14 protein-coding genes and 2 pseudogenes are annotated in these 18,589 nt (G+C 61.5%); 9 read left to right on the forward strand and 7 right to left on the reverse strand.

What is annotated here, in order from left to right; genetic code table 11:
- Positions 1-333 precede the first annotated feature (333 nt).
- From ABZ824_RS39215 to ABZ824_RS39240, 6 genes are all read left to right on the forward strand, one after another.
- Positions 334-1,419, forward strand: coding sequence for an IS110 family transposase (locus ABZ824_RS39215; RefSeq protein ID WP_356969986.1), 1,086 nt, complete (start codon positions 334-336; stop codon positions 1,417-1,419).
- A gap of 822 nt (positions 1,420-2,241) precedes the next feature.
- Entirely contained in the window at positions 2,242-3,315 is a 1,074-nt protein-coding gene (locus ABZ824_RS39220) for a TauD/TfdA family dioxygenase (protein ID WP_356969963.1), read from the forward strand.
- Positions 3,316-3,403: 88 nt separating this feature from the next.
- Positions 3,404-4,780, forward strand: a complete 1,377-nt coding sequence (locus ABZ824_RS39225) for a hypothetical protein (protein ID WP_356969964.1) — start codon at positions 3,404-3,406, stop codon at positions 4,778-4,780.
- Positions 4,781-5,099: 319 nt separating this feature from the next.
- Complete coding sequence (locus tag ABZ824_RS39230) at positions 5,100-6,542, forward strand: MFS transporter (RefSeq protein ID WP_356969966.1); 1,443 nt, start codon at positions 5,100-5,102, stop codon at positions 6,540-6,542.
- A gap of 1,422 nt (positions 6,543-7,964) precedes the next feature.
- A complete protein-coding gene (locus ABZ824_RS39235) occupies positions 7,965-8,180 on the forward strand; it encodes a hypothetical protein (RefSeq protein ID WP_356969967.1) in 216 nt (71 codons plus the stop codon).
- A gap of 967 nt (positions 8,181-9,147) precedes the next feature.
- Positions 9,148-10,146: an NAD(P)-dependent oxidoreductase gene (locus ABZ824_RS39240; RefSeq protein ID WP_356969969.1), complete on the forward strand. Its 999-nt coding sequence runs from the start codon at positions 9,148-9,150 to the stop codon at positions 10,144-10,146.
- 1,031 nt (positions 10,147-11,177) lie between these two features.
- On the opposite strand, the pseudogene ABZ824_RS39245 reads toward ABZ824_RS39240, so the two are convergent.
- Together ABZ824_RS39245 and ABZ824_RS39250 are read right to left on the reverse strand one after the other, a co-directional pair.
- Positions 11,178-11,297 (reverse strand): annotated as a pseudogene (locus ABZ824_RS39245) (MOSC domain-containing protein); the annotation flags it as partial.
- A gap of 34 nt (positions 11,298-11,331) precedes the next feature.
- Positions 11,332-11,919 (reverse strand): annotated as a pseudogene (locus tag ABZ824_RS39250) (class I SAM-dependent methyltransferase); the annotation flags it as partial.
- 42 nt (positions 11,920-11,961) lie between these two features.
- Here ABZ824_RS39250 and ABZ824_RS39255 point away from each other — a divergent pair.
- Positions 11,962-12,207, forward strand: a complete 246-nt coding sequence (locus ABZ824_RS39255; protein WP_356969971.1) for a hypothetical protein — start codon at positions 11,962-11,964, stop codon at positions 12,205-12,207.
- 278 nt (positions 12,208-12,485) lie between these two features.
- Here ABZ824_RS39255 and ABZ824_RS39260 read toward each other — a convergent pair whose 3' ends face one another.
- The 3 genes from ABZ824_RS39260 to ABZ824_RS39270 are packed head-to-tail and all read right to left on the reverse strand — an operon-like array spanning position 12,486 to position 14,587.
- Entirely contained in the window at positions 12,486-12,908 is a 423-nt protein-coding gene (locus ABZ824_RS39260; protein ID WP_356969973.1) for a hypothetical protein, read from the reverse strand.
- Positions 12,905-14,383, reverse strand: coding sequence for a hypothetical protein (locus ABZ824_RS39265; protein WP_356969975.1), 1,479 nt, complete (start codon positions 14,381-14,383; stop codon positions 12,905-12,907). The genes ABZ824_RS39260 and ABZ824_RS39265 overlap by 4 nt, the downstream gene beginning before the upstream one ends.
- A gap of 33 nt (positions 14,384-14,416) precedes the next feature.
- Positions 14,417-14,587, reverse strand: a complete 171-nt coding sequence (locus tag ABZ824_RS39270; protein WP_356969977.1) for a hypothetical protein — start codon at positions 14,585-14,587, stop codon at positions 14,417-14,419.
- Positions 14,588-15,069: 482 nt separating this feature from the next.
- On the opposite strand from ABZ824_RS39270, the gene ABZ824_RS39275 reads away from it, so the two are divergent.
- Entirely contained in the window at positions 15,070-15,498 is a 429-nt protein-coding gene (locus ABZ824_RS39275; protein ID WP_356969979.1) for a hypothetical protein, read from the forward strand.
- 52 nt (positions 15,499-15,550) lie between these two features.
- Positions 15,551-16,717: a site-specific integrase gene (locus ABZ824_RS39280; protein ID WP_356969981.1), complete on the forward strand. Its 1,167-nt coding sequence runs from the start codon at positions 15,551-15,553 to the stop codon at positions 16,715-16,717.
- Between the two features lie 438 nt (positions 16,718-17,155).
- On the opposite strand, the gene ABZ824_RS39285 is transcribed toward ABZ824_RS39280, so the two are convergent.
- Together ABZ824_RS39285 and ABZ824_RS39290 are read right to left on the reverse strand one after the other, a co-directional pair.
- On the reverse strand, positions 17,156-17,935 hold the full coding sequence (locus tag ABZ824_RS39285) for a hypothetical protein (protein WP_356969983.1): 780 nt from the start codon (positions 17,933-17,935) through the stop codon (positions 17,156-17,158).
- 107 nt (positions 17,936-18,042) lie between these two features.
- Complete coding sequence (locus tag ABZ824_RS39290) at positions 18,043-18,405, reverse strand: hypothetical protein (RefSeq protein ID WP_356969985.1); 363 nt, start codon at positions 18,403-18,405, stop codon at positions 18,043-18,045.
- Positions 18,406-18,589 lie beyond the last annotated feature (184 nt).

Consider the following 18,589-nt stretch of genomic DNA (forward strand, 5'->3'; position numbering starts at 1 on the left):
GATCCAGATCCGGATGCGTGGCAGCGCCGGACGCGCCTACTACGACAAGAAGATCGCCGAGGGAAAGACACCGAAGGAGGCGAAACGCTGTCTCATTGGGTGAGATTGATGGTGCGGTCCGATGATCGGACCGTGGTCCTCGGTCAGCACCAGGAGATGGCCACGTTGCCGCGCCGCATTGGATGGCCAGTTTGAGTACTGCCACTCCTGGTGCGCCGAGGCTGCGATGACCGGCGTCAGGGACATGCCCCATCGAGGGCCGAACAATGAGGAACCGGCTCCGGAGCCTCGACTGAGGAGGGCTTGACCAGCGAAACTCTCTGGAGGCTGTGCATGCGGTTCGTCGGCTGGGATTGGGCGAGTAAGACCCATGACGTGACCGTCATCGATGACCGCGGTCGCGTCCTGGATCGTTGGGCGTTCAGTCACACCGAGCAAGCGTGGACGACGACATTGGCTCGTTTGGCGCGTCACGGCGATCCCGCCGACCTGCCGGTGATCATCGAGCGGACCAGTGGGCTGATCGTCGACCGCTTGCTGGCTGCCGGACATCCGGTCGTTCCCGTGCACCCGACCGCGTTTCATGCCGCGCGGCCACGATGGGGAGCCTCGGGCGCCAAATCCGATCCCGGCGACAGCTACAAACTCGCCGACTACCTGCGCACCGACGGACACCGGCTGCGCCAGCTCGACCCGGTCGACCTCGGCCTGCGCGAACTGCAGGCACTCATCCGGCTCCGAGACGACCGGGTTCAGGCCCGCACCACCGCGATCAACCAGCTCGCATCCCTGCTGGACAACTACTGGCCACGCCCCAAAAACCTGTTCTGTTCGTTGGCCTCGCCCATCGCGCTGGCCTTCCTCACCGCCTACCCCACACCCCAATCGGCCGCGAGGCTCGGCGAGGTCCGCATGGCCGCATTCCTACGCCGGAACTCCTTACCGCGGCGGAAAACCCGCCGCACTGCTGCTGGCCCGGTTACACGCCGCTGCCGTTCCGGCCGCCCAGCTACCACCGACACCCTGGCACTGATGATCGGAACTCAAGTGCAGTTGTTGCGCGGCATCCAAACCGCCATCGCCGATCTGGAAAACCTGATCCGGCAACGCGTCGGCGAGCACCTCCGAGCCCAACTGCTGGCCGCGCTCCCTGGCGTCGGCATCATCAACCTGGCCCAATTGCTCGCCGAGATCGGTCCAATCCTCGACCGCGTCGACACAGTCGACCAAGCCGGCGCCGAATGCGGGGTCACCCCGGTTGCCAAAGCCTCGGGAAAGACCAGCGGCGTCTACTTCCGCTGGGCAGCCAACACCCGGGCCCGCGAAGCCATCACAGCCTTCGCACACAACGCTCGCATGCAATCATCCTGGGCTGCAGAACTTTACAGTAATGCCCGCGCATCCGTTCGTGAGATATGAGTCGGAACTTCATCACACCGGGCACTTGCTCACAAGACGTTCAGCACCAGTGCAAGGGGCAAGCCGCCACCGACCTCGCACACGCAGGACGACCACACAGCCGTCGTCTGGAACATTTCGAACGAATCCGCTCGTAGTGGCCGCACACCCGACCGGACTCGGAACCGCAGGTCGGGCAGGATGTGGGCCCGCCGCGGTTCTCACCCGCAGCACGAACCGCTCACACCCGTCCACCACGCTCTCGACAACCGCGGCGACAACCATCTTACAAAAACCGACATTCACAGCGGTATTCACCCGCCCTACGAGGCATCGCGCCGTCTCAGGTACCTATCCGCCACCGGGAGCGCACAGAGCTGGGGAGAACTTATAGACCCGACTCGAGAGAACCTCACCTTGTGAGCTGGTCGGGCAGATGGTCAGCAGCATAGGGCCTCTCGGTGCCGTTACCCATGCCGCGAAGCGTTACAGCACCAGCGACATGATGTTGCTGTTCGTCGACACTCTCGCCGCCGAGGACGAGGAATTACAGATTCCATTCCCACACACTGGAATACTTGCGCAGACCGTTGGTCCGGGCCTTATGGTAATGACAGCCGCAGCAGGTGTTGACCGGCGTGCGACGCTCTGCCGTCGGGATCTTGTAGGCAATATCCCCATACCAGCGTGGCGGGCGATGTGAAAGCGTGGATTGAATCGTCACTTCGCTTTTAGAGCGCTTCGAAGAAGGGCATCCCGATGAAAGTCACTTTGTCCCAATGTAAGACCAATCAGTTACGCGATATAGAACGACGCGAACTTTCCCCGGCTACCGGCCGAATCGTGCGCGAACTCGCCAGAGAGATATCCGCCACGCTTGACGCCACGGTCGCCGATCCGGCCCTCGCCGCGCGTACACTTACGGACGCGGCGCTGATCGAACAAATCGATACCCGCGTCATGGAACTGCCCGCCGAAGTGCGCCATGCCATGCGCCTGCCCGCTACCGCTACGGGAGCCGCCATCGTCAGCAGGCTTCCTTTGGCCGATAATGAATTCGGGCCAACCCCCTCGAGCCCGCAGGAGGCCGCGCAGTGGAGCGGTGATCCGGCCAGACGCGCGCACTCGCTCGAATTCGATATTGTCATGCTACTGCTGGCCCGCAGCGCGGGCGAGCCGTTCGGCTGGGAAGGCCACCAGGACGGCCGCCTGGTCAACAACATCCTTCCTGTGGCCGGGCACGAGCACGAACAGTCGGGCGTCAGCAGTAGAGCGCAGCTGAGTCCACACACCGAGGATGCGTTCCATCCCCGCCGAGCGCACCTGCTGATGCTCGGATGCATACGCAATCCAGATCTTGTCGGCACCACTGTGTCGTCGGCGCGTTACGTGGAACTGTCGGCTGTGCAGCGGGAACTGCTCAGTACCCCCGCTCTGCCGATCTTGCCGGACGTCTCGTACGGCGAGGAATACGACAGACATTCCGCCGTACTAATTCCCACGTTGTGGACCGCAACCGGCCCCGATGAGCAAACGATGCGCTTTGACCCGGCATACACACCGCTCAAGAACGCCGATCCTGAATTCCGCGCGGCCTATGAACGTCTCGCCGAGGAGCTTGAGCGGGTCCGTGTGACCGCCGTGCTCGCACCCGGGGAGGTGCTGCTGGTGGACAACGACGTCGCGGTGCACGGCCGGGTGCCGTTCACCGCGCGCTACGACGGGACGGATCGTTGGCTGAAGCTGGTGAACGTCTGGCTACCGCAGCGATCGCGGCGAGTAGAAGAGGCCGACGAGAGTGGGTACGGAGAACGGATCGTTGCCCCGTTCCGAAGTGTGAGCGCCTCGATGGTCGAGCGTCGGACCGATGACCGGCTTATGGCACCGAACGATCGAGGAATCCTTGAACAGCCGTGACAGCGTTGGCAACTCATCCGGGGTGTGGCGGGGTGCTGCCGCGTCAGTGAAGCACGCCGTCGGTCGAATAACGTCTGCCAGGGGCCTTATGGGCATCGAGTACGCGCACATTTACAGCGACCAGCAGTTCTCCAGACAACACGCGCTCGGCATCACGGAACTGCACAAACTGCCAGTCGGTCCTGACATCAAGAAGATAGTTCTGGTCGACGATTATAGCCCAGCTCACTCGTCGCAATTCCTTGACATGAGCGATTTTCTGCAAAAATTAGTTCAAAGGAATGCAGAGCCGGATGTAGTGGTCTTCGAATCGGAGCTCGTGCCGTATTGCGAAGCAGTATTGGACATGATATCCAACAGAAAGCTGAAGAAGGGCCTCTCCGGCTACTATAGATCGCGACTCAAGTATCCCTGTTCATTGCTTGTTGCGGCCTGGTACTTGTTGCGGCTAGGAGTCTTTGGCAGGCCGCCTATCAGGTGCGTCGCCGGTTCCCCGGAGGATCTCTTCACCGATAGAATCATAACGATTCTACCGGACAGCTATATGGTGCCTGAAGCACGCGCTCTTGAGATCATAGAGTCCACTCCGAGCTCGCCTTTAATCAAAAAAATAGATCACATTTTCTTCCCCCACCAGGAGGAAAGCTACAGCGATTTCGACGAATTCGACGTATATGAGTACGTCGAACGAAACTACGGATGCAAGCTACACTCAGAAGATCGGCAAATTATCGAGTTCGCCACCTCCGTCCTGAGCGACATGAGAATAGCACCCGGTACTCTGCAACACGTCGCCGATATCGGCGTCGGTCCCAATTTGTATCCGGCTATGCTGCTCAGCCCCCTTATTTCGAATTCCGGCTGCCTTGAATTGATTGACATCGTCGCGAAGAATCTCAGTTACCTGGATCAGGTTCTGAACGGGCCCAATGCGGAGCAGTTGCGCACCTGGAAGATCTACGACGAGTACATTCAAGAACTTGGATTTGCGTCCGATCTGAAGAAACTCTCCAGTATTTCATCTATTCGATTTGGAAGCATTTTCGAACTGGCGCCAAGTCGGTATGACGCCGTTTTATCGTTCTTTGTGGCAGATTCAATCACGGACATGCTCAGCGAATTCATCAGGGCCACTGATAGCCTGATGAATTCCCTGCGGCCGAACGGATTGTTTGTCGTGGCTCACATGGTGGGTTCCAGTGGATACTTCGCCGGTTACCGGACATTTTTCCCGGCTGTTAACCTTACCTTGGCGAAAATAGAGGAGATTTACAAACAATACGGCATTTTCCGAAGTCGCATGGTCATACCGGACAGCGGGGAGGCGGTGCGTATGGGTTACGAAGGCATGGTCGTAATTGTGGGCAGGAAGTTCGCCCTACCCAATCGACACGAATCTTCGCCGCCGGGCTGTGGGCGATCAACGGAGCAGATCCGGCCGCAGAGCCGTCATCGGAAGCGCTGACAATCCAACCGCGCGGCATGGTACAAAGGTCCACCCAGACCCGTATCGAGGATCCGGACAGGGCCGCTGCACTCGAGACGCTCACAACGGCACTGTTCGGATCACGCTCGAGGACTTCGCTTTCTCATACGAAACCACCGCCTCTAACAAGCTCCCACATGGTGACCGCAAGAGCCGCTGGTACAACAAAGCGTTTGATATTCCTGCGTTTTCCGACGATTGCGTGGGCGTAAAAATGGGGAAAATGCATGCCTGACCAAACAGCGCCGGTCACCTTCAGGGTCGAGAGTGTATTGTGCCGCCGGAAAGGTGGGTGGTGGTGAAAGCCTACCAAGAGCTTCTGGCAAATCGGACAGTATGTAATATGGTGTTGCTCAGTCTATTGTTCCGGATTGTTCTCAATTCCCAATCCCTATTGTTGGTCATGCATGTGCGGCACACGTTGCACCTCTCCTACGGCGCGGCGGGCCTATTAAGTACTGTGATCTACCTGTGCATGGCCGGCACCGAGCTACGGCGCGGCCCCCGCCTCGATCGACTGGGTCTGCGGGCCACCCTGGTTCCAGCGATCCTGGTAAACGGCATCTGCTGGCTGATCGCACCATTTGCACCGTTCCCGCTGTTGCTCTTGCTTGCAGCGCTGGCGGGATGGTTCGAAATACCGGTCATCAACGTCGCAAAACAGGCCATAACAGTCGCTACGACTGAACGCGATCGGCGACCGGCGCTCGCCGCGTACGAGGTGACCGCAGATGTGTCGCTTCTGGTCGGGCCGCCGCTGGGTATTGCAGCAATCAATATTTGGGACACGGCACCGGTGCTGCTCGTGGTCCGATTGGTCACCGTAGGTTGCGGCTTCGCCTTGTTGAGACTGAACCCATCGCTGCGAACCGATACGAGCCATCCGCCGCGGCGTGTCCCACGGCGGTCCTGGTTGCAGGCCGGGTTCGTGACGGCGTGTGTCGGATACGCCGCAGCCGCTGCCGTCCTTTGCGCGGAAGAACTGAGTGTCATCACGGCCATGCAGGATTTCCAAGCCCAGCATACGACTGGCCTAGTGCTAGCCGTTGGCGCAGCCGGTGCAGTCGCCGGTGGGTACGGCTATGGTGCAATCTCCAGAACCATATCGCCGTATGTTCTGCTGGTTGGACTCGGAACAGGTGTGTTGCTCTGCGCCCTTGCGTCCGGGCCAGTTTCGCTGGCCATTGCCGTTTTCGCAGTCGGTGTGCTGGCCGGTGCCGTCTTCCCGGCATGCTCCGATCGGATGAATGCCGCTGCATCTCAGGATGCACTGGGTGAGGCTCTCGGCTTTCATTTCAGTTTGATGTGGGTCGGCATTGCACTGGGAAGCATCGCGGCAAGCAAGTCCGTCGACCTCGCTGGTTCATCAGGAGGCATATTTTCCGCAGCAGCGATCGGTATCGGAGCGGGAATCGGGCTGGGCCGGATCGCGGAGCGTGCGGCCCCCATACCCGGAACAGCCGACCAATTGAGCCGAGTACTCATCGTAACCGCGGCAAGGCGGGTACTGGACATCGCGCAGATTAAACTTGTCCGCAATTTTGACGGCTCGCTCGACATCATACTTGGCGGAATTTACACCTTCGAAAGGAAGGCGAGAAAGCCTGATCGCAGGGAGGACAGCCGAACTGAAGCCCAGGCCGCACCAGCAGTGAATTCCGAAGCCGCCGACCCCGGTCAAACCGGAGAACGACGCTTGCCGACGCCTTGGTCCAAGGGTTCGCCACCTCATGAGCGATAGGGCCCACTGCGGAGCCCACAGTATGTACGTCACAGAACTCATTACGGAAACTGCACGGCTTTCGCGTTGGCCCGCTGCATAATTCGCCTCATCGCCAATAGGCGAGCGAACGCGACTCTCCTCGATCCGGAACACTGAATGACCAGGCGCGGCAGGCCCTTTTGCCCGAGGTAGCGGAAAAGCAGAAACGCTCTGTAATCGGCGGGATGTCTTCGCGTGCTCGCTCCCCTTGGAGAACACCCAGATTCGCTGCCCCGCCCCAGTCGAAATCGTCAGCAGTGGACCGAGCAGTTCACTGGCCCGGGCCTCGCTGGAAACGTAGAGTAGCGGCAGCGCTCGATCGCGGTCGCATCCATCTCGCCGAACAATTCCTCCCACATTCAGTCGGGAATCGGCCTCGGTTGTTCTTCGGAAACTCGTTGCCGCAAATGCGTCTGCGGTACGACGGGTTCCGGGTCCAGTAAGCCGCGTTGGGCCAAGGCTTGCCGTTTGGTCGCCGACTGCGGCACCGGGTTGACGATCGGTCCGCGACCGACGCTCGCGCAGAAGTCGCAAAGCCCCACAACACCGTCAAGCAGTGGTTGATCGTCCCGGGCGTGGAACAGCTTCAGCGACTGCTTGGCCGTGCGGCCGGTTCACCGCTCCCCGGTCCCGGCGCACACACAGCACCCAGCTGCCAGAGGAAACGTCCGTCAGCCCGGAGGCAGCCGACCAGCACCCTCACCTCGGGCTCTGTGGCCTTGCCCTACGGGACATCGAGCCACTGCAGCAGGTCCCCAGCGCAGCAGGTCGTAGCGCCGTAGCTGGGCCGTCAGCGGGCTGAGGTCGCTCAACACCAGATGCTCGCGGATACCCAACGGCTGCTTCCACCGGCTCCCGGTGCACGTCAACTACCCCGGAACGGAACGTCAGGAGCGTCCTCCGGCGACAACGGCACCAGTCAAGAAAGCTTCATCAAGTCCATTTATCACGGTCGTTCAAAGGCCCTATGCACAGCACAACACCAACTCCTTCGTAGCGACCAGGAACTGGTGCAGTCAACAGAACGCATCCTGCGACTGGCTGACGAGCAACCCTACCGGCATGAAGACAATGCCCAAGCCCAACCTCACCGCGGGCCGCCACGACTTGGCACGGTGGATCTACCACGATAAAGAGGCGGGAGATGATGTGCACCTACTACGAGGGCATGGAAAACCAACCCCGACGCTCGGCCTGGTCCTCAACTGCCTTGTATTGTGAAACACCGTACACAGCGACCTGGCCTGGAACAGCCTTGTGCGCAGGGTGTCCGGTCCGCGATGAAGACGCACACCGGATATCCGCGCTCACTCGCGGCCACATCGGCGTCAATGGCCGCTGCGCCTTTCGCCTACCGCACCGGGGAACCCACCGACCGTTACGCGTCCCTTCCTTCGCCGGGTGACACGGCTGGCGCTGTCGGTGGCTGGAGCCGTGCTGGTCGTTGCCACCGACACTCTCACGGAGAGAAAAAGCCATCCAGGCGCTCGGGAACTGCTCTTCCGCCGCGAAGCCAACGGCGATGGCGGTATGGAAGCGCTTCGGATCCTCAAACGCCGACTTTCCGTTGTTGTCTTCCACACAATCATCCCAGATCATGAATCCGCCAATCACTGACTGCGGCTTGACAGAGGATCCAGCGACTGACCCGTCAATTCGACCTGCCCGTGCCTCGCCAAGCACATGATCGGTCGTGTTGGGTGCGGAATTCCGCAGGTCCCCCAGCGTAGGCGTTTCCCCCATAACGGCCGTGTTCGAGAAGTGAGAAGGTCAGGGTATGACGACAAGCCATCCGACTGTGGTGCCGAGCCGTCCGGGCTCGGCGGGGCTGCTGGACGGATAGGATAGCGCTGGGCTCTATATGTGCGAATGCCATCTGACCATCGGATTGACAGAGATTGGCCCAGTCGTGCATTACGACGCGAAGCGGGTCGCCGCAGAGCAGTCTGCGACGTCGGCGCGCCGGCAGTCTTCGGTGCATCGAGTCACGGTCGACAACCAGGTATCCGTGACAACGAAACCGCCTCCCGATCAGCAGTTCCGAATCGTACTGTGGAGGCACCCACCCAGTTGTCTGTCTTATGCCCAGAATTCGCACATGGTCGTCGTTTGGCTAGTTTCTTTCAATCGGAGCGAGGCAATTCGAGCGGGCGACTGTCCAGCTATCGAAAGCTCTTCGAGTTGCACCGATTTGTCTCTGGCCATTCCAACCCTCTGCTATTCGGCGGCTGATCTTCCAGTACCGCTACCGCCTATTCGCCGACCTCGCGAAATCCAGACCACTTCCTAATGCTCTCCCGTGCACGAAGTCGACACTATTCTCTGTGCTGCACTTCGCGAACGACGGTGCACATTCCGTCCCGGTCCCCGAGGCTCGGTCGCACCTACGGACTGGACAGTTCCGCATTTCGATGTTTCTCAATGACCCCTTCATCCGGAATAGCACCCTATGAGATCAACCCCTGGCATACACCACAATGTCCTCGTCATCGAGCGCAAAATACCTGAAGCCGCCTGGGCCACAGTGCGCGAGCGACTCAGGCTGCGACTGGCGAATCAACGTCATCACGTTCAGTGGATCTCCTTGACCGACCGGCAGCGGCTCCGTGAATTCCCTGCAACAGCGCAAGCTAGTGCAGCCATAGTCATCGGAAACGTGCACATCGACCGACAGGACTTTGAGGCCATGCGGCACCTCGCTGTTGTTGCGACAACACCACAGCCGTTGGCCCATATTGAAGAATTATGGGCGCGAGGAATTCCAGTGATCGATGGAGTACGTGGTTGGTCCCAAGCTCGCGCTGAACTTGCCCTTGCCCTAATTTTGACCAGTCTGCGTCAACTCGCGTTCTGGCAGAAAACTGCAGTAACAACGCATCCTGCGATTCTCTTCCGCAGCGTCGACAGGGGCGCCGACAGCAAGCTGTTCGTCTCTGGGGTGCTGCGGGATAAGAATGTCTGCGTGATTGGCGGTGGATTCACCGGCTACAAGATTGCCGAGTTGTGCGCCGCGTTCGGCGCGTACGTTTGGGTCGTCGACCCAAATGCGAAGTCGACTGAGTTGGCCGAGGAGCTTGGAGCCGAGATCATCGACGTGGATGAGGTGCCACTAACCGCCGACATCATGGTCGTCGCCGAACCCAATCACCCGGCGCATCGCCCGTTCGTCACGGCAGACACTGTAGATGCTCTACGCAACGGTACCCTCGTTGTAACCGTGACCAGCACTCTTGGCATCGACATTACCGCGCTCCGAAAGAGAGTGTGTCGAGATGAACTCATGTGGGCCACCGATGTCTTGGAATTCGAAAGGATCATCGACCACGATCCGATCCTGCAGCGCCATAACGTCATAGCTCTGCCCTCCATCGGCCGGCGTACCCGTGACGCGGACCACGAGCTCGCCGACGCAATGATCGAGAGCGTAATGCTGGTCTTGGACGGCGGTAGCCCACTCGCCTGGGATTTGATTACTCCGGGTACGCCCTTGCCGCGGGTCGATTCGCCCTCGGGAACACACTTACTCATAGCCAGTGCGGTCTCTGAAGAAGTAGACAGCGGACTTCTCAACGATCGGTATTGACCGGTCGCTCTCGGAAACGGCTCTATGTCAAGCCTCGACTAGCACAAGGTACCGGTAGCTCGAAGCGTGTCATGGTAGACAGCGTCTGCCAGTTGGTGCTGAGTGATGGCACGAATGCGGAAAGCAATGGGGCGTATTGCTTTTTGGTAGTCCGAGAGCATCTCTCGACGTAGTCGGCGAGGGCCTCAACCGCCCAGCCCATGACCGAGGCAACGTTGCGCCGCCGCGGTGGCTGTCCGCGTTCGGCCTTGCCGTAGCGGACGTGCAGCGTGCCGTAACACCCAAAATCGGGTGCCTTCGGGTTGCGACCTGAATCGGCCAGATCCAGCTTGGCAGTCTCGGTGCGCCGTAACCCCACCCATACATCACTTTGAACAGCGTGGCGTCCCGGTAAGCAGCGAGCGTCCCTTTGCGTTTCGCCCGCACCGCCCGCTCGACCTGAGCGTCGGCATAGTCGAAGAACCGCTGCAACTCCTCACGCGTGAACGGGCGAGTATCCGGATCGCCCTCGTAATCGCCGAGGTGGGCCACCGAGTTCCACTCGTGCACGATAGGCACCGGATGCCGGCCAGGACCGAACGCCTCCTCGCAAGCCGACATGACCCGTGTCCGGCGTTATCGGTCAAGAACTCGGTGAACAGCCGCCACGCACCCTGATAGCCGCGGATCACCGAAGGCGCCAACCGATGCTCGACCACCAGCGACGCCGACCATTCGTCGACATGAGCCGCCGTCCATCCCCACGGAAACTCGTTGATGTAGGCCAGAAACCGTCGAATCACGCGTTCTCGTCCCGCGATGGTGTACTCCCGCAGGCCGCGCGCAATCTGCTGAGCCCGGAACCCTCGCACCATCGCCTCGAACATGGCGGCGTCCGAACGTAACTGCACCACCCCGGAGAGAGCTTTAACCGCTGCACCCGCCAGTTCAAACCACCACAAACCACCCTCCCACCTCGTGCGAATAATGGGCGAATCAAGCATCAGACGGGCTCCCCTGGCAAATCGCCAGGTCAGCCCAGCCACATCCGAAAAGCAAGCGAACCGGGGCTGGGTCACTTCGAACTCGACCGTTCCAATCCAGTATCGGTCACCGATGCATACTTCCTGATCGCTGCGCCCCTCCCCCGTGGAGTTTTCGCCGAACTGGCCGAACTCCGGCGAAGATCGTGCCGGTGAGGAACCGCATGAACGCGTCATCGATGCCGGTGTGCTCGATATCGTGGGCGCGCCGCTCGTCGCGGTGGTAGCCGACGATGGTTTGCAGCAGCAGCACACCCCCGGCGGGCAGGGCGTGGTAGGCGAACTCGAAGAACTCGCCGTAGCTGTCGTGGTGGAAGTGTTCGAAGGCGTCGATGCACACGATGCGGTCGGCGTGGCCGTCGAAAGCTTCCCAGCCCTGCAGCCATACCCGGCCGCACGGCTGTCCGCGGGCGAGCCGTTCGACGAGCCGGTCGCGCACGTACCGGTATTGGCTGCGGCTGACGGTCAACCCGATCGTGTTCACCTGGTGGGTGTCCATGGCGCGCAGCAGAGCTGATCCCCACCCGCAACCGACATCGAGCAGGGTCATTCCGGGTCGCAGGTCGCATTTGCCCAACGCGAGGTCGATCTTGTTCAGTTGGGCTTGTTCGAGTGTGTCCTCAGGGTGGTTCCACAACGCCCAACTGTAGGTGCGGGTCGGATCCAGGAACAGGAAGAAGAACTCGTCCCACGGATCGCGGCCGGGCTCGCGGTGGGGATCGACCTCGCGGGAGGAGATGTGGCCGGTCATGAGTGCGGCTCTTTCTCACAAGCCAGTAATTGCTGTTCACAGGTGACGGCCGAGGTCAACTCGCGCCCGCGCGCGGCTATCGCCGCGTTCACCGCCGTGGTGCAGCGTGGTCCGGATGGCTCGGCCGAGGATGGCGGGTTCGTCGGCCGGGCGCTGGCTGCGCAGCCGCGGGTTCCGGCGTGGATCGCGTGGTTGTTCGAGCGCGCCGGCGAGCAGTTGGCGCAGGTGCACTACCCCCCCTCGACCACACCGGGCACCCCGACCGGCACACCGCCGAGGGATGGTTGATCACCCAACGCGCCTGCCACGCCGAGTGCTCCGCGCGCGGTCGAACGCGCCCGCCGATTCCACAGCGACCGGCCCGGTGTTCTCGCCGCCCCCGCCCCGGAGCTGCCCGACGACAGCGAGTTCTACGCAGCGCTGGTCACCGGCCGGGAATGGACCGGACACTGGTTCCCTGTCAAGTCAGCGTGTTGAAATCTTCGGCATCGACTCGTGCGGTTGGGGGCGCGTGCAGCGGGGACGGCGATAGAGAGCGAAGCTATTCACCCGCAATCCTTGCTTGCTCAGGTGTGTGGTCTATCTGATTGTCGGCCGGGGAACGGGACGACGGTGGCGCGAGGCTGGGCAAGTGTGTCGCGGAGTTGCTGGTTCTCCAGAGTGAGCTGGTTCACCACGGTCACGAGCGCGGGGACGTCGGCGCGCAGCTGGGCTAGTTCGTCGTTCTTGTTGGCGATCGTCTTCTTGAACTTCGCGATAGTCGCCCGGAGCTGTGCTTCGACTTCCGGCGTGGCCCCGCGATCTGCCGCGCGGGCGTAGAACTCGTTTCTCAGGTCTGGGTGTCGTTGGGCGAGAGCGTTTCTGGGAACGTCGGCTTCCAGCGCTAGGGCGACGACGGTGAGTGCACCGTTGGAGCGTTCCGGTGTGCCGTCGAGGATGCGGTCCATCGCGGCGCGGATGCGGTCGCGTTCGTCGGGCGCGGGACTCATCCGGCGTCCACTTCGGAGTTGTGTTCAGGGTGATGCGGGTGTGGTCGTGGGTATCGGCGTATCCGCGTAGCTTGTCGGCGTTGGCGCGCAACCGGTCGCCGAGCGGACCAGGAGCGTGGGCGGACCGTTGGTTGAGAAGGTCTGCGCGGCGGCGCAATTGGACCACGTGGTTGGTCGGTTTTGACGATGTTGCCGCAACCGGGGACGCAGTGATCGAGGGTGGGGGTGTCCTTGATCCCGTCGCAGTGGCAGAGAGCTCGCTCGCGCTTGTAGTGGCAGAGCAGCAGCGCGTTCGGGTTGTCGTAAAGCATGGCGTCCTCGTTGGCCAACAGGCGCCTAGCTGTGATTGCAGTGATGATCGCGCCGACGAAGCGGGGTGCGGCCGCGGCGGCGTTGATCGCCCGGCGCGCGGCCGGTCCGGACACGCCGCCGCCGGATTCGAGGTCGTCGTGCAGATCTGCAACGGTGTCGGCGACCGCGCGGGCGGTCTCGATATCGATCAGCTCGTGGATCCCTCCGCGGCCTCGCGAACCATAGCCGCCGGAAACGGGGGTTCGCATGTGCCCATACTGGATGGCAAGCGCGACAAGCCCGTTGGGCCGTCGAGCGATATGCCAACCCAAACTCTCGCGAAATCTGGCGGTTCCGATTTTTCCGTGCGGGTCGTTGGGGATGGTCTCGTTCGGGAGCTGATGTCTGACTGCTTCCGTATTCGCCCAGGCGATGAAGTCCTCGATCCGCACTCCGAGTCCGTTGGCCTTGAGCGAGCCGGTGCTGGATCGGCTGTTGGCCAGGTTGTGAGCGCGGTAGTCGAATAGAAGGTGCCCGTCTGGGACCATGCGTTCCAGCACAGGGATTGCATTGGCCACTGGGGTGATCGCGACCCAGGGAAAATCTCGTTCGATTCCGGCGGATGTGTGATTGCAGTCCTCATCGGTGGCCGTCTTGTATTCGTTGCTGCGGATCAGGTGGCGGCCGATCTTGCCGTCGTCGTCAGGAACGGGGTCAGGGCAGCAGCCGGTGCGGAGCCCTAGGACCTCACCCGGTCGCATCCCGGTCAGGTAAGAGCAGACGATGAATGCAGACGTGCCGAGATGGCGCATCAAGGTGGGAGTTTCGTTGTAGTCGACGGCTTCTCGCCAGGGCTTCCCGGCGATCCGCCCGGTGACGGCCGTGTTCAGCGGGCAGGGGCCGGGGCGCTGGGCCACGATCGTTGCGAGGTCGACGTCACGGCTGATGCGGTCGAGTTGAGAGGTCGCGGCACCGACACTGCCTGCGATGTAGGACCGGGCAAGCGCTGTCTTTCCTTGGTTTGTGCTGGCGGGCAGGGGCGCATCGACGGCGAGCAGCGGATCGAGGTAGGCATGCAGAGCGGCCTTGCCGGATGGAGGCGCGGGGGTCTTCTGAGCGATATCGATCAGCCGTTTCCGTTCCGTGGAGGCGGCCAGGATGTCGTCGGCGAAGTCGTCGATCATGCGTATTGCCCAGATAAGCAACGGACCCATGGTCTACTCGGCCAGCGGCTCGGTCGTGTTCTCGCCACCACCGGTGGTGGTTGCTGCGGGCAGATAGTCGTCGACACCGTGTGCGTCCCATGGCGGTTGCCCAATTCCCGCAGGGTGGCTGCTGAGCTGATCGAAAGCCCAGAGCCGGGTCAGCGCGATGAGCCTCTTCTGCACACCTCCACGGGGGAGACGGCCGTCTTTTCGCAGGTGTTGCCCGTAGGTGTGCAGCACGTCAGCATCGCAGTCGGATGGTGTCGAAACACCTTGTTAGGTAAGCCATTTCGCGAGTCTGTTCCATGCCGCAACGGAGTGATGCAGCGTCGCGGCGCTGACTCGGGCCCGTAAATGGCCGCGAGCGGCGAGGAAGGTCGGGTGCAACTGCCCGTTGATCATCGTCCACGCCGCAACCCGCAACTCGTCCCGAAGCGCTCCGGCCGGGCATCTGTGCCAGCGAATCGTCAGTTTCTTGGCGCTAGAGTTGTCCGTCAACGGCGCAAAGGACCACAACTGGCGCGCACAGACCGCGGCAGCGCGCCCTACTACAGTTCGGCTCGCACGTTCCTGCAACGTTGGCCGAACCCGCAAGACTGGGCAGACGAGCCGCTCGAGCTGCGGCTGTCGGCGAATTCCTCGACACGGCCGTTCATCACGTTTTGATGCTGCACGACTGGTTGCGGCCCGGCTACGACTATCTGCTCGAAGGCAAGATCTCCAGCCTCTGGCGCGAAATCGATGCCTCCCCGATCGGACCCGATCTCGCTCGATACCTCACTGGTGCAGGAGAACTCGGATTCAGTCAACGGGTCCGCACGGCCACCGGCTCCCAAGCCCCGGCGCGGCTGCTGATCCAGACCGGACACCGCCTGCACCAGCTCACCGAAGCTGGTCTCGACGAGTTCGCCGACGCCTGCCGGATGCGTCAGCACCGCACCGGCAAAGGCTGGCACCACTACAAGGCCGCGCTCGTCAACACACATCTGGTGCTGTCCACCTCGGCATCCTGCCCGAACCGCCCCGCCGCGGCGGCCCCTGGGACTTCGCGGTCCGCCTCGACGGCATCGCTGCGGCGATCGCCGAGGCGATGATCGACTACCTCAACGCCAAACGCGGCACCTGCACCGCCACACCGCCTCCAGCATGGCCACCCGCCTGACCGGGTTCGTCCGGTTCCTCACCGATCTCGACCCCACCCTGACCCGGCTGTCGCAGCTGGACCGCCGACGCCACGTCGAACCTTGGCTGGCCAGCCTGGCCGACGCGGTCAGCACCAAGACCGGCGAACCGATCAGCGTCGCTGACCACGCCCGCCACGTCGTCGCGGTCAACACCTTCCTCACCGAGATCACCGAATGGGGATGGAACGACGCACCGAAGCGGAAACTATTGTTCCGCAACGACATCCCCCGCCATCCGCGCCCGATGCCACGCTACATACCCCTCGACGCCGACCGCCGCCCCGACGCCCTGCACGCCAGCGACCACGAACTCGCCGCCTCCGCATTGCTGCTCGCACGCGCCTGCGGACTGCGGATCGGGGAACTGCTCGACCTCGAAATCGACTGTCTCCACGAGATCCACGGCGAGGGAGCCTGGCTGAAAGTCCCGCTCGGCAAGCTCGACACCGAACGCATGGTCCTCCCCCTCGACGACGAAACCGTCGAACTGATCGACCGGATCATCGAAATCCGTAGTCCCGGAAGACCACTACCACACCCACGGACCGGGAAACCGGCCCAGTTCCTGTGCACCCATCACGGCGGCCGCCTCGCCCAACAAGCGGTCCGCAACGAACTCGACCGCGCCGCCACAGCCGCCGGAGTCGGCCACGTCACCCCACACCAGCTCCGCCATACCTACGCCACCGCACTGGTCAACGCCGGCGTCTCCCTGCAATCGCTGATGGCGCTGCTCGCACACGTCTCCGCGCAGATGAGCCTGCGCTACGGAAAACTGTTCGACACCACCGTCCGCACCGAATACGAACGCGCCCTCACTCTCGCCAAAGACCACCTCGCCGCCCTGCCCACCACACCCGCCGGCACCAAAGCCCTGCCCTTGGCCGACATCACCGGCGGCAAGGACTGGACCGACACCCCCGCCCTGAAATCCCGTCTGGCGGGCGGATTCTGCCTGCGCGCACCAGCCCAGGGCCCCTGCCCCTACGCCAACATCTGCTTCTCTGAACTAACTGACCCTGCCATCCTGGCGTCGCCTGAACACACGCTCATACCGATTATGCGATATCTGGCATCTAGACGATTCGGGCCGTCGGCGAGACTGCGGCAGCGTTCCAGAGTGCAGTGACTCGTGTTCGATAGCTTCGGTGACGGGGGCGCAGGTCAGGAGCGTCTCGGTCATGAGCTCGAAGAACTGGAAGCGGTCGATTCCGAGTTTGCCGCACACTACCTTGCCCGCATTCAGCTCAGACATTGAACCAGCACGCCAGCCACGGCAGTGGCGATAGTGATCACGGCTGCGAAGGCCGCGCCGGGCGCCTCCCGGGCCCCTACGCGATCTCTTGGACTACCGCCGAGGAATACATCGACGGCGAAACCATCGAAACCGCAGCACAAGTCACCGCACCGGCCGACTCCGACATCCGACCCACCCACCGACCGCGTGAAAGTCCACGGCGAACCCGTATCGGATCGTAGGCGACATCCTTACGCCCCGTAACCCTTTTACCGACTGGTCACCTGGGAAGCGATTGTGTATCGCCCGTGGATTCTAGCGACCGCTACGTCAGTCAGTGCGCAGCAAGCTAAGTATTGATTTTTTGAGTGCCCTGCGCCCGCCCGGATCGAAGCCGTCCCATTCAACTAGAGCTAGATCTTCTAAAGTCCTAGCCCTTCGTTTGGTCGAGGAAGGGAATCCGCCTCGCGAAACGATTATCAATTTTGCACTAGGGTCGTCTTTTTGCGCGAGCCACAGCATGCCCAACGCGTGTAGAAAGTCCGAGACTGATATCGGTTCGTTCCTGGCCTTCACCTCGACATATACTGGGCTGGCCATCTCGGTAATAGTCATATCGGGAATGATCACGATATCTCCGGGCAGCCTCTCCCGGTATGTGACACTCCACATCGGGTCGGAGAATGCTTGGATGGTTTCGTAGACGATCTTCTCGAACGTGTGACTGACTACTCCCGCAGGGAGGCCGCGCACGTCAACGAAGTGCCATTCTCCGAACTCGACTCCCGTTGACGAATGGTGTGGTCGCGACGCTCGACGGTGATGTAAGGCGAGTTGGGAGAAAAAGCGAAGAAGGTCACCTCCACTGTCAATTGCAACGATGCTGTCAAGTGGAAGTTCAACCTGCGTGCTGCGCATTGCTTTCGAAATATTCTCGTAAGCAGCTAGCTTCGACTTCAAATTGCGTACGCCCAGAATTAGCATCCAGCGATCTGAGTTCAGGTCGAAAGCTGCAAAAGCGGTTGTGACGGGAGTTTTGGTCATCGCCAAGGCTGGGATGATCGCCCCGGCACCGTCCAGTAGCTGATCTACCAATGCTTCTTGGTCCATGACATCACCCCGTTCCCGCGTGCGCTTACCGCCTCCAGAAGGTCCACTGCATCTTGCTCGGAGCGGGTTTCATATCGGCTCATCTCGCTCCAATCCTTGACCACGGCTCAGTAAGCTTCAAATTTAGGATTCGATCCAGCTGTGATCTGGCGATGTTGCTCAAGACCTGCGAGCTTCACCAGCTCGGTCAAGCTATGAGTGTGGCCCTTGTTGATCGTGTCTTTATCGGGCATATGAAATCGCTTAACCACTTTGAGGATGCAGGCTTTGAGCCCGCATTCGACCGCGTACCCTCCCAGATAATACGCACCTGACCATTCGCCAGCTGATAACAGCACCTGAGCCTCGCGCAGACGTCGGCTAGCGAGCACTCGCATGTCTTCGCTGATCGCTCTCCCCCTTCCCGTTCCCGCATGCTCACTGTCGGCCATGCCCGTCGGCTGTTGCACTCTACCGCTGACGGCGGTCACTCAGCTCCGCCGAACCTCCTCGCCAGCGGAGGCTGGGACGCCACCGTGCGATTGTGGGACCCGCGCACAGGCACCTCCATACGCGAGCCCATGACACTCCCTATGTCAACCTCATACCGCAGAAGTAGCGACCGGTTGTGGTTGCAGGGTTTGGGCGCCGCCGTGTTGGGCGGGGTCGTAGGCG

This window comes from Nocardia sp. NPDC047038 (assembly GCF_040644075.1).
GTDB lineage: Bacteria > Actinomycetota > Actinomycetes > Mycobacteriales > Mycobacteriaceae > Nocardia > Nocardia sichangensis.

Coding starts and splice junctions, on each gene's coding strand:
- ABZ824_RS39225 (WP_356969964.1), top strand. CDS start 3,404: ATGGGCATCGAGTACGCGCACATTTACAGCGACCAGCAGTTCTCCAGA.
- ABZ824_RS39215 (WP_356969986.1), top strand. CDS start 334: ATGCGGTTCGTCGGCTGGGATTGGGCGAGTAAGACCCATGACGTGACC.
- ABZ824_RS39275 (WP_356969979.1), top strand. CDS start 15,070: ATGCTGCACGACTGGTTGCGGCCCGGCTACGACTATCTGCTCGAAGGC.
- ABZ824_RS39285 (WP_356969983.1), bottom strand. CDS start 17,935: ATGGACCAAGAAGCATTGGTAGATCAGCTACTGGACGGTGCCGGGGCG.
- ABZ824_RS39260 (WP_356969973.1), bottom strand. CDS start 12,908: ATGAGTCCCGCGCCCGACGAACGCGACCGCATCCGCGCCGCGATGGAC.
- ABZ824_RS39265 (WP_356969975.1), bottom strand. CDS start 14,383: ATGATCGACGACTTCGCCGACGACATCCTGGCCGCCTCCACGGAACGG.
- ABZ824_RS39280 (WP_356969981.1), top strand. CDS start 15,551: ATGGCCACCCGCCTGACCGGGTTCGTCCGGTTCCTCACCGATCTCGAC.